The sequence below is a fragment of the Butyrivibrio hungatei DSM 14810 genome (genome assembly GCF_900143205.1).
GTDB lineage: Bacteria > Bacillota > Clostridia > Lachnospirales > Lachnospiraceae > Butyrivibrio > Butyrivibrio hungatei.
In genome coordinates, this window is record NZ_FRDH01000007.1 from 16,683 (window position 1) to 28,673 (window position 11,991).

At 41.5% G+C, this 11,991-nt stretch carries 12 protein-coding genes; all 12 read right to left on the bottom strand.

The features are described 5' to 3' along the window. Nucleotides 1–277: 277 nt before the first annotated feature. Nucleotides 278–1,708 (bottom strand): leucine-rich repeat domain-containing protein, encoded by a 1,431-nt coding sequence (locus tag BUA02_RS09140; RefSeq protein ID WP_072703168.1) that lies wholly within the window; start codon nt 1,706–1,708, stop codon nt 278–280. A gap of 111 nt (nt 1,709–1,819) precedes the next feature. After that, nucleotides 1,820–3,328 carry an SH3 domain-containing protein gene (locus BUA02_RS09145; protein ID WP_072703170.1) on the bottom strand — a complete coding sequence of 503 codons (1,509 nt, stop codon included), beginning with the start codon at nt 3,326–3,328 and terminating at the stop codon, nt 1,820–1,822. Beyond that, entirely contained in the window at nt 3,325–4,608 is a 1,284-nt protein-coding gene (gene purD / locus BUA02_RS09150; RefSeq protein ID WP_072703173.1) for a phosphoribosylamine--glycine ligase, read from the bottom strand. The genes BUA02_RS09145 and purD overlap by 4 nt, the downstream gene beginning before the upstream one ends. 20 nt (nt 4,609–4,628) lie before the next feature. Continuing rightward, nucleotides 4,629–5,276: a phosphoribosylglycinamide formyltransferase gene (gene purN / locus BUA02_RS09155; RefSeq protein WP_072703176.1), complete on the bottom strand. Its 648-nt coding sequence runs from the start codon at nt 5,274–5,276 to the stop codon at nt 4,629–4,631. Next, nucleotides 5,273–6,298 (bottom strand): phosphoribosylformylglycinamidine cyclo-ligase, encoded by a 1,026-nt coding sequence (purM, locus tag BUA02_RS09160; RefSeq protein WP_072703571.1) that lies wholly within the window; start codon nt 6,296–6,298, stop codon nt 5,273–5,275. The genes purN and purM overlap by 4 nt, the downstream gene beginning before the upstream one ends. 67 nt (nt 6,299–6,365) lie before the next feature. Continuing rightward, a complete protein-coding gene (gene purE / locus BUA02_RS09165; RefSeq protein WP_071175513.1) occupies nt 6,366–6,866 on the bottom strand; it encodes a 5-(carboxyamino)imidazole ribonucleotide mutase in 501 nt (166 codons plus the stop codon). Between the two features lie 75 nt (nt 6,867–6,941). After that, nucleotides 6,942–9,038, bottom strand: coding sequence for an aminopeptidase (locus BUA02_RS09170; RefSeq protein WP_072703179.1), 2,097 nt, complete (start codon nt 9,036–9,038; stop codon nt 6,942–6,944). Further along, nucleotides 9,035–9,400, bottom strand: coding sequence for a DUF6142 family protein (locus BUA02_RS09175; protein ID WP_072703182.1), 366 nt, complete (start codon nt 9,398–9,400; stop codon nt 9,035–9,037). The genes BUA02_RS09170 and BUA02_RS09175 overlap by 4 nt, the downstream gene beginning before the upstream one ends. Continuing rightward, nucleotides 9,400–9,552, bottom strand: coding sequence for a hypothetical protein (locus BUA02_RS15870; RefSeq protein ID WP_176764343.1), 153 nt, complete (start codon nt 9,550–9,552; stop codon nt 9,400–9,402). The genes BUA02_RS09175 and BUA02_RS15870 overlap by 1 nt, the downstream gene beginning before the upstream one ends. A 26-nt stretch (nt 9,553–9,578) precedes the next feature. Further along, nucleotides 9,579–10,259, bottom strand: coding sequence for an orotate phosphoribosyltransferase (pyrE, locus tag BUA02_RS09180; protein ID WP_072703185.1), 681 nt, complete (start codon nt 10,257–10,259; stop codon nt 9,579–9,581). A gap of 16 nt (nt 10,260–10,275) precedes the next feature. Further along, nucleotides 10,276–11,202 (bottom strand): orotidine-5'-phosphate decarboxylase, encoded by a 927-nt coding sequence (pyrF, locus tag BUA02_RS09185; RefSeq protein WP_072703188.1) that lies wholly within the window; start codon nt 11,200–11,202, stop codon nt 10,276–10,278. Between the two features lie 16 nt (nt 11,203–11,218). Continuing rightward, complete coding sequence (locus tag BUA02_RS09190; RefSeq protein WP_072703191.1) at nt 11,219–11,989, bottom strand: response regulator; 771 nt, start codon at nt 11,987–11,989, stop codon at nt 11,219–11,221. Nucleotides 11,990–11,991 lie beyond the last annotated feature (2 nt).

Sequence of the window (11,991 nt, forward strand, 5' to 3'; positions counted from 1 at the left end):
CACCCACTTTTTCTTTAGCCTAATCCTCAATACTTCCAAGACTTCGGCTAACTTCCTCTGTTTTCTTCGCCCCATCCCCCGTGGCGGCGTAGACGCTCAATCATCCTTGCTCTGCTTAACTACCCTTTATCAGAAAGAAAAGTCTTGTCAACCCTGTAGCCGCTTAGCGGTGCGCATTTGCGCAGGGTTTACAAGACTTTTCGACCGATAAAGTAGTTGCCGCAGAGCAAGGACAACAGCTGATAGCTTGAACAACTACCAGTTTTCTCTATATTCCTCACTCAATCACTTTAAATATAAGATTGTACTTTTCTCCATATTCCTTACAATAAGCTTCCGCCGTAGAACCCAAATATCCATGCACTCTGATAGAAGCCTTATCCCTTCTATCTGTGATGGCAGGCCATTCGATAAAGGTATTAGCTCCATGGAAATAGATGTCCTTAATATTTGGACAATCCATAAAATTCCAATAGGTTAGTCTCTTGCAGGTTTCAGGAATGTGTACCTCACTGCACTTGTTACCACGTATGGCATCAAGATCTATATCCTCTACAGCGCCAAGGGAAAGTTTTTCAAGCTTTGAATGTGTCAGAGCCCAGGCATTTAGGTACTTAACTGACTGTGGCAAGATAACCTTTCTAAAGTTTCTTTGCCTATTACTGTGATAGCAGGAACTCTCTGCAATTCCCACTGTCCCCTCTCTTACTACAAGTTCAGGCCTGCAATTGTCTTTAATATCTATAAGCCAGTCAGAGACATACAAACAATCATCTTCAGAATCAACAAATCTCTTTTCTATCTCTGTTCCAAGGAATGCCCTTAGGCCTACCTTTATTACAGATGCTGGTATAGTAGCCTCCGCCAGCTTTTTACAATCCTTGAAAAGACATCTTGGAACCACCTTTAATCCCTCATGTAGTTCCACCTTTTCAAGCTGAGGACAATTTTCAAATGCACTTTCGCCAATTTCATCAACTGTTCCGGCAAAAGTAACCTCTTTTAGCAGTAAGCAACCACAAAAAGCTTTAATTCCTATATGCTTGCAATCTTCAGAAATCCTAACTGATTCAATAGTTTTATTATTCTCAAAAGCACGATCACTTATGGAAGTCACATTACTTGGAATAACAAGGTTCTTATTAACGCTATCTGTAGCCTTAAACAGAGTATTACCGATATAGCAGATTCCGCTTTCAAAGGATATAAATGGACAATTATAGAAAGCGTTACTAGCTATATCAAGATGACTCCCAAACTGGACGTCCTTTAGATAATAGCACTCACTAAATGCACCAGATGCTACTGCTGTAACTGACTCTGGAATAACGAGTTTTTCTATAGACAGGCTCTGAAATGAATCCCTATAGATATGATTCATCTTGTATCCACCAACACTTTCAGGAATTACCAGTTCATCTCTGATCACCGCATCCTGCGCCGCTGAAGCCAATCCATCAACCCAATATGAACCTCTGACCTCCAGAGCATTTTTGGCATCATTCCAGATAAGACCACGGGCTTCATAAGCAATTTGTGGAGGCATTCCTCCGCGATCTATATCCATGCTGGCATTATATGATCTATATTCAAGCTCTACTTTTCTTGCATCTTCTCTTGTAAGAGGTGAATTCTTCCCATTTTTTTCAATATATGCAAACCAGCCATCTGCATAGATCATATCCCCATAAAAACTAACTTTGTTCAATATGTCACCCTCCCAACTAACTTAGGACATTCTTTTTCTTTCATTATGCTACAAAGCCCACCAGAATACTCTGGTGGGCTCTAAATACTATCAAACTATCTAATTATCAAATTACTTGTCATCGTCAAGATCAAGGAACTCGAACTCAAAATCATCATCATCACCGATGAAATTCTTGGCACGACGGCGTGGAGCTTCTTCTGGCTCTTCTGATCTTGATGGTCTTCTGGATGGACGCTCATCTGCATAAGCATCTTCTACTGGTCTTCTAGAAGGTCTTGAAGGTCTATCTTCTGGACTTCTCCTTGATGGACGAGCCTCTGGCTCTTCTTCCTCAGCAGGTCTTCTGGATGGTCTTGAAGGTCTTACTGTTCTCTCATCATCAGCAACTGCTCTTCTGGATGGTCTGTCATCCTCTGAAGGTCTTCTGGATGGTCGCTCAGGTCTATCCTCTGAAGGTCTTCTGGATGGTCTGCGCTCTGACGCTTCCTCATCCTCTTCTGGACGAACCCTTCTTCTAGGACGATCTTCCTCTTCTTCAGAATCCCTTGATCTTCTTCTGTTATCTGAATAACGATCAAACTCTTCTTCATCGTCATCATCTTCATAATAAAGCGAATCTCTAAGTTTAAGAGCAAGGATCACAAGTCCTGCAAGTAAAATAGCTATTACGATTGCAAGAATAATGATAACGGTCTTGTAGTTGTTTGCCTTCTTGTTAAGTGAAGGAACCTGCTCTGCAACCTGTACAAGCTGCTGAACCTGTACTCTCTGTTCTTTTTCGTAGTCATAGAGATACCAAGTATCGTTCTCATAAGCAAGTGCATACTTGCCATCCCCCTGCTGCTGAACTGTTTCCTGCTGAGTCTCTTCTGCAGGCTCTGTAGCTTCAGGAGCTTCTTCTCCTTCGCCTTCGCCTTCACCTTCTGCAACTTCAGCATTTTCTCCCTCTGCAGGAGCTTCTTCTGTCTGTACTTCAACTGCTGTCTCAGAGATATTAACAAGATCACTTCTGACAAAACCTGTCTTGCCATTGCTCATAGTGATCTGATACCACTTCTTGCTGTCTGTTCCTGTAGCTTCACCAGTAATTGTTACTGAATCACCCTTTGTAAGCTTACCAACTGAATCATAAGCCTTGCCAGCTCCTGAACGAACATTGCAGTTATCAACTGCTGTTGCGTTCTTCTGATCAACTGCTGTTACAGAAGTCTCAGGAAGAGTTGCTGTTGAAGCATTAGAATCTGTTGATGATGTTGTTGTAGTTGTGCTACTAGAATTAGTTCCTGTAGAACTTGAACTGCTAGAAGAACCTGACTTAGTTAAAAGATCGCTTCTAACATAACCATATTCACTCTTATTAACACGGATCTTGTACCACACATAGCCTGAAGCATCTGTTGTCTCGTCAACAATGTCAACCTTGTCTCCGTTCTTTAAACTAGAAACCTGTGTAGCTGTTGTGCTGGCTGATTCTCTAACCTTTACATTGTCAGTATTGACTGTACCTGTAGTCTCTGTATAGGCATATGATGTAAAGCCTGCTCCTACAAAAACTGTCATACTAACCATCAAGGAAAGAAGTATAGCCCCAATTCTAACTCCCAGTGTTTTTCTCATTTTACCTCCTTCGCATCATCGATAGCCTTTCCAATATCATGACGCATGTACTTATTGTCAAAGCTAACCCACTCTGTTGCTTCGTAGGCTTTAGCTCTGGCCTCCTCAAGAGTATCTCCCTTGGCAGTAATTCCTAATACTCTACCACCGTTTGTAACTATTCCCTCAGAGGTCTTTTTAGTTCCTGCATGGAAACAATAGTATCCATCTTTGCCTTTAAATTTATCTAAACCGGAAATAAGCTTGCCCTTTTCGTAGCTAACAGGATACCCCTCACTGGCAAGAACAACACAAACTGCTGCCTTATCCTCAAATTCCAAGTCTGTCTCTGCAAGCTTTCCGTCGATGCAGGCATTCATCACATCAATTATATCAGTTTTGAGTCTAGGAAGCACCACCTGAGCTTCTGGATCACCAAATCTGGCATTGTACTCAAGTACCTTTGGTCCCTCTGGTGTAAGCATGAGTCCAAAAAAGATAACGCCCTTAAACTCTCTGCCTTCAGCCGCCATAGCCTCTACAGTCTTTCCATAAATATGTTCACGGCAGAACTTGTCTACCTCTTCTGTATAGAATGGACTAGGTGAGAAATTACCCATTCCACCTGTGTTAAGACCTGTGTCTCCATCTCCTGCTCTCTTGTGATCCTGAGCAGATGACATAAGCTTATAAGTCTTACCATCAACAAAGGACAATACTGAAACCTCACGGCCAGTCATGAATTCTTCGATTACCATGTGATTGCCGGCATCTCCGAATTTCTTGTCCTGCATGATCTCTTTTACTCCTGCCCTGGCCTCATCAAGATCCTGGCAGATCAAAACGCCCTTACCAAGTGCAAGTCCATCGGCCTTTAAAACGATAGGAAACTTGGCTGTTTCAAGATAAGAAAGTGCGTCATCAGCATTATCAAAAGTTTCATAGGCAGCTGTTGGAATTCCATATTTCTTCATAAGGTCCTTTGAAAAAGCCTTACTTCCTTCAAGAATTGCTGCGTTCTTACGAGGTCCAAATACTCTAAGTCCCTCTTTTTCAAAAGCATCAACGATACCTCCAACAAGAGGATCATCCATTCCAATAATCGTAAGATCTATTTCCTTTTCCTTGGCAAATGCCACTAGCTTATCGAACTCCATAGGTGTTATAGGAACACACTCACAAAGTTCTGCGATTCCACCATTTCCTGGTGCACAATAGATTTTATCAACCTGAGAGCTTCTTGATACAGCTTCTGCTATGGCGTGCTCACGGCCGCCTCCTCCAACGATCAAAACCTTCATCAAACTTTTCTCCTCTAATATCAGAATAATCCAAGTGATTCGTAATCTTTTATAACTACCTTGTGGTCAACAACCTCTACCTTACCATTGGCAATAAGGTCAATAGCTTTTGGCATGATCTTCCACTCGGCTTCCTCCATGATACGGCGCTGTAATACTTCCGGAGTATCATCCTGTCTCACATAGACAGCCTTCTGAAGTATGATAGGACCTGTATCTGTTCCTTCATCAACAAAATGAACTGTAGCTCCTGATACCCTTGCTCCCCTTTCAAGAACCTTCTCATGAACCTTAAGTCCATAGAATCCAGTTCCGCAAAATGATGGTATCAAAGATGGGTGAATATTAATTATCCTGTTAGGGAAAGCCTTAACAACTGCTTCCGGAATCACTACAAGGCATCCGGCGAGCACGATGAGATCAGGCGCAGCGTCAGTAAGGATCTTCAAAAGAGCTTCGTTAAAATCTTCTCTTTTTTCAAATTCTTTGGGACTCTTAACGGCATAAGGAATGCCTGCCTTCTTGGCTCTCTCTATAGCATAAGCGTTAGGATTGTTACTATATACCAGGCAGATCTCAGTATTGGTGATCTGTCCACCTGCAATTCCATCAATAATTGCCTGGAGGTTCGTTCCGCCTCCAGACACCATAACTGCAATTTTCATCAGATAAGCTCAACTTTCTTTTCACCAGACTTTGTCTCACCTACAATAAAAGCTTTGTCTCCAGTTGCCTCGATTGCCTTAAGAGCTGCATCAACCTGTGAAGGGTCAACAGCAAGAACCATACCAAGTCCCATGTTGAATGTGTTGTACATCATCTGTTCCTCGATCTGGCCTTTCTTTTGCATGAGCTTAAAGATAGGTGGGATGTCATAGCTGTCTTTCTTGACTACTGCTGTGATTCCCTCAGGAAGCATTCTAGGAATATTCTCATAGAAGCCTCCTCCTGTAATGTGGCTGCAGCCCTTAACTGTTACGCCTGCGTCTCTAAGGGATTTCATCATACCACAATATATTCTGGTAGGAGTTAATAAAGTCTCGCCAAGAGTAGCACCAAGTTCATCAACATAAGTGTTAAGATTCTCAGCTGTCATATCAAATACTTTTCTTACAAGTGAAAAACCATTGCTGTGAACACCGCTTGATGCAACACCAATAAGTGTATCACCAGCCTTGATCGTGCTTCCATCGATCATGTTCTTGCGATCAACGACACCAACTGCAAAACCAGCTACATCGTACTCATCTTCCGGCATAAGATCAGGATGCTCTGCTGTCTCACCACCGATGAGAGCTGCACCAGACTGTTTGCAGCCTTCAGCTACACCCTTGACGATTGCTGCGATCTTCTCAGGAATGTTCTTGCCACATGCGATGTAATCCAGGAAAAAGAGCATATCGCCACCAGCACATGCAACGTCATTAACGCACATAGCAACTGCATCTATACCAATTGTGTCATGCTTGTCCATAAGGAATGCAAGTTTGATCTTGGTTCCTACACCATCTGTTCCAGACAAAAGAACAGGATCTTCCATTTCTTTGATCTTACTAAGAGAAAAAGCTCCGGAGAATCCTCCAAGACCACCTAAAACCTCAGGTCTCATTGTCTCCTTAACATAAGCCTTCATAAGTTCTACAGACTTGTAACCAGCCTCGATGTCAACGCCAGCCTTCTTGTAATCCAGTGCCATAATAAACTCCTCATTTCTTATATTTTCACTATCCAGAGTAATACCCTGTAATGTTTACGAATTAGTAGTTCTTGTATCCAACTTCCTGAAGCTTCTCATCTTTTTTGACAACGCTGTCTTTGAGAGATGCTTTATAGTCTTTGAGCTTTTTAAGAAGCTCCGGGTCACTTGTTGCAAGGATCTTGGCTGCCAGTATTCCTGCGTTGGCACCACCATTGATCGCTACTGTAGCTACAGGGATACCTGTAGGCATCTGAACAATACTATATAAAGAATCACGGCCTCCCAGTGAAGTTGTATGCATGGGTATTCCGATAACAGGCATTGGGAAGATCGCTGCGCACATGCCTGGTAAATGTGCTGCCATTCCTGCTCCTGCTATGATAACCTTAAAGCCCTTTTCTTCTGCAGTGTTTGCATATTCAAAGAACTCATCCGGTTCTCTGTGGGCTGAGATGATGCGCATCTCGTAAGATATTCCAAGTTCTTCCAGAATATCTGCTGCCTTCGACATTACGGGCATGTCTGAGTCACTACCCATTACAATTCCAACTTTAGCCATTTCATTCCTCCATTTTGCAATTACAACTTCTAGTCCATTGTATAATAGCACAGCACAACATATTGTGCCACTTTTTTATCCCTTCATGGGCTTATTTAGCTCCTCGGTTCCAGGCAGTACAAACCTGCCGTTTTCTATGATCACGATGCTGGAACCATCCTTCCTTACAGCCTTGATCTGTCCAAGTTCATCATAAGGAATAGTTATATCTGTATGGCAGCTAAAATATGCCTTGTCAGGATCTTCTTTACGCTTTGCAGAGATCTCGTTTTCTCTGGCAATAATGCTCTTTCCATCTGGATTGTAAGTCACATTATCCTCTTCATATGAATAACATGTATCGCCCACTGCAAAATGTGGTCCGGTCTTTTCCGCAATAAGGATTGGAAGCTTATCAGCAATTCCATAATCCCTTGCAACCTGATATGCAGTTGTATTAGTTCCTATGGCAAATTCACCAATAGGAAGTGTCTTGTGGTTAAAGAGGATGTTATCGTTTATGTACTTGCGATTCTCCTCTTCTGAATCAAAGTTTGAACACTTGTAATCTGTGATGCAGCCATCTTTGAATGTGATCTCAAGGTTCTTGAAGAACAGTCCTTCAAGATAAACACCTGTAACATGGAGAACACCTTCTGTTCCTTTTAAAACAGGTGATGTGAACACTTCACCAACAGGGATGTTAACGTCTGCCACGCAATTTTCAAAGTTTGTTTCATGAGCTGGATCTTTGAGTTCATGAAGCACAACCTTCATATTGGTATGATTGTCGCCCATACCGGTCACTTCTACATATTCAGCTTCATCAAGTGCATCAATAAGTTTCTGCTGAATAGTCTGATAAAGCTTGTAATCAAGGGTATTGATCTCAACTACTCTGTCAAAGATTTCCTTGAAATTATCACCTATCTCAGGAACAGGGAATGCTATTATAGTAAAGCTTCTCTCCTTTCCGATGATGTAATCATTTACGATAATACTTGACTGGATCTTGTACTCACTAAGGAGCTTTTGCTGATTCTTGTCCAGATGAACCGCATTCTTATTAGGTTCTGGAGAAAAAGGCTTCTCGCCGAAAACCTCGATAACTGCAGGTCCTCCATATACATAAGCTTTTTCTTTAAACTTTTCACCTGCTGCCCTTACTGCCTCAAGTCGTCTGTTCACAAGCTGTGGATCAAGGAAAAGTCCGTCATCATCCTTGTGATCATAGTCAAACTGCTTGTTTGGTACAGCACCGTAGCATCCACCTCTTCTTGCACTTCCGCCCATGTAAAAAACAGACATCATTGCGCCATATATCGTGGACTTAAGTCCAATGCTTTCAAAGTTCTTAACTGCCTTTTGAACAATCCTCTCAAAGCCAAGCTGATAAAGAATAGAAGCTGTCTTTTTCTTGGAAATATCCTTACCGGTCATCTCAAAGCCAATGCGATAGCCCTCTGTGAAGGTTGTTGCCAGCTTATCGATCTCTTCTTCAGAAAGAGAATTAAGATGTTCTGCTGCCTTTAGCTCATTATCTGTTATATACTCTCCAAATCTGTAGAGATATCTAAGGTCTGAAAGATCACTGTTCATGATAATGTCTCTGTAGTAGCTCTTTTCCGGATCAACTAACTGTCCAAAGCGGATAACACGCTCATCTTCGGCATAGTCACTGTAGAACCAATACATTATCTGTTTGATTTCTTCATAGGTTGGAAGTTTATTTTCTGAAAGAGCGCCACTAAATGCTCCGTATATCTCAAGGAAAAGTTCCATTCGGATCACCATGTTGAACTTATCTTGTTCGAATGCACATGGTATAAGGGATCTCTCTTCAAAATAGAGAGTTGATAGAATCTGGCCAAATTCCTGACCGAGTTTTTCTTTTGCAAAGCTAGGATTACCGTAGCTCTTATGATAATTCTCTGGAAGAATATCACTGTAAAGCTCTTTATTTCTCTTTTGAAGGTCTGATAGAGAGTCTTTCTCCTTGCCTCCATTTGCTGCCCACACAAGGGTATCATCTATCATTAAAAGAAATCTTGCCACGAAGTTAAAGTAATCTCTAAAGACTTCATTTGAAAGATCTTCTTTTGCTATCTCAGCTATTCTTTCTATGGCAAGAGCGTATCTCTCATCGAGTATCTCTCCGCCTGTTTCAAATTCAAACATCAATTCATTATTCATAAAACACCTATTCCTAATAAAATAATAAAGATCACAAAAAGAAAGGCAATCAGGTTAAGGATGATCCCAAGATTTGGGAAAAGTTTGAAGATATCCTTCTCTGTTCTTGCCATTATTCCTAAAACTAATCCTATACACGAAAATATCGCCGCAACAAAAGCCGCTGCGGCGTATCTCATATTAGCCTGTCCCCCATTCTGGTAAGAAAAGAAAACAGACAGAGCCAGTGCAGATACAGACAATATCCCCAATACAGTAGACATGATACCCTTTTCAGGGTGCCTGTTATCAGTGAACATATATCTGTCACGTACTGGCTCAAGCTTTTTAATTTTCAACTTAATAGATCTAAATTTGCTCATTATATAATAATCTTTTTCCTGCTTCCAAGGAGCTTTGCTCCGCTGATAATAAGAAGAACTCCAGCAGCAATACCTGCTACTATTGAAATAACACCAAATGCGATATTAACTGCGCCTGTGCTACCTAATACTTTGTATGTATGTTCGTCCATTCGTAAACCTCCTACTTATCCTAATATCAGTTCTTGGCACCGTACTCAGCATAGTACTCGTCAATAGCCTTCTTGATGTCCTTGTTCAAAAGAACTTCACCATCAATTGGTCTGTTATAAAGATAGCTTACTACATCATCCATTGTAACAATAGCATGAGCACTAAAGCCATATCTTTCTTTGATCTCGTCAAGAGCGCTCATATCACTGTCCTGACCCTTTTCCTGTCTGTTAAGTGATACCATAAGTCCTTCGATATCGCAATCTGCCTGTTCCTGAATGATAGGCACAGTCTCTTCGATAGACTTACCTGATGTTGTAACATCCTCGATGATAAGAACTCTGTCGCCATCTCTAAGCTTTGATCCTAAAAGAATACCCTTATCGCCATGATCCTTGATCTCTTTTCTGTTGGAGCAATATCTGATCTCACGGCCATAGAGCTCGCTAATAGCCATTGACGTTGCTACTGCAAGAGGAATTCCCTTGTAGGCTGGTCCAAAGAGAACATCAAACTCAAGGCCAAATGTATCGTGGATAGCTCTTGCATAGTAGTTGCCAAGTTTCTTGAGCTGAGAGCCTGTTACATAAGCTCCAGCGTTCATGAAAAATGGTGACTTACGTCCACTCTTAAGAGTGAACTCTCCAAACTTAAGGACATTGCTGTCCACCATAAATTCAATAAATTCTTCCTTGTATCTTTCCATTTTTATCTCCCTCCCATTACTTAGATGCAAGCGCATCTGCTATATCTTTTTTCATATCAAGAACAGCACATCTGGCTGCTTCACCGACTCTACCGTCATTAAACTCTTTATAATTCTCACTCTTCCAGGCTGCGATGATGCCTCTTGAAGAATTAACGATAGCGCCAAGTCCATCTTTATTGAAGAAGTGTACCAGGTCTTTGCCCTTTCCACCCTGAGCGCCATAGCCAGGTACCAGGATGTACGCATGTGGCATAATGCCACGAAGGACTTTACCCATCTCCGGATATGTTGCCCCGACAACGGCTCCTACGTTACTGTATGAGCCGTCCATAGACTCAAGCCCCCACTTTTCAACCTGTTCACCAACGTGCTCATAAAGTGGACGACCATCTATTATTCTATCCTGAAATTCACCACTTGATGGATTTGATGTCTTAACCAGTACAAAAATACCTCTGTCTTCCTTGTTGCAGACAGAAATAAAAGGCTTTACACCGTCAGAACCAAGGTATGGATTAACTGTAGCAAAATCTTCGTCAAATCCTCTGTAAACCTTGTCACCAATCTTGGTACTACCAAGATGACCAACAGCATACGCCTCTGAAGTGGAGCCAATATCTCCTCTTTTGATATCTCCAATTACTAAAAGACCTTTCTCTTTACAGTAATCAACAGTCTTTTTGAAGGTAATAAGTCCTGGAATGCCAAGTTCTTCGTACATTGCGATCTGTGGCTTAACTGCTGGCACCAGGTCATAAATATTATCGATAATCTCTTTGTTGAACTGCCAAAAAGCCTCTGCAGCTCCCTCTAAATTCTCTCCTTTTTCCTGGAAACACTTGGTCTTAACTGCCTCTGGAATAAAATCCAGCTTTGGGTCCAAACCCACCACAATAGGTGCGCCTGTATTAACTATCTTGTCTACTAACTTAGAGATCATTAAAACGTATCCTTCCTTATGTTACTTTGCCCGCTCTACCTCTGAAGAAATCATCTATTGCCGCGGTCAGTTTTTCCTTTGGCATGGACTTAAGAAGGTATTTTTCAGGCTTGAGTCTGACAACCTTCATAACACTTTCCTTATCATCCTTGGCTGTAAGAAAGATAACCGGCAGGTGTTTAAGTTTTTCGCTCTCGCGGATCTCCTTGAGCACTTCAGGTCCGTTCATGACTGGCATCTCATAATCAAGAAGCACCAGATCAACAGGATTTTGTGCTAAAAAGGATAATGCGATCTTACCGGAACTAGCCATATAAACATGGTATTTAACTGACAACCATGTTCTCATCATTCTGAGCATAGCACCATCATCATCAACAATCAAAATCTTTTTTCTAAGATTTTCATCGACTTCGCTAAATTCCACAACAGAATCAAGCTGTGCTGCAAGAAGCTGCACATCTAAAGGACGAAGGTGGGTCTCCTGAACCTTTTCTTTGGCAATATAGGTCTGAGCTAATTCGAGCTCTTCATTATTACCTATAAGATATAGCATAAAACGTTCTGAGTCTATAGCTTCATTAAGATATTTAAAAAGATCTACATAATCTTTTGTCAGATCGCCCAAATAAAGCAGATAGATCCTGGGTTTATTTTCTATCTGTTGAACATACTGTGGCAGTGGACTAGCACATACTACAGAATAGTTCTCCTTTTCTAGTCCCTTTACTATAGCACCTACCATAAAGCTTTTTTCTTTACCAATAAGAAGTACGCTTTTTTCCATTA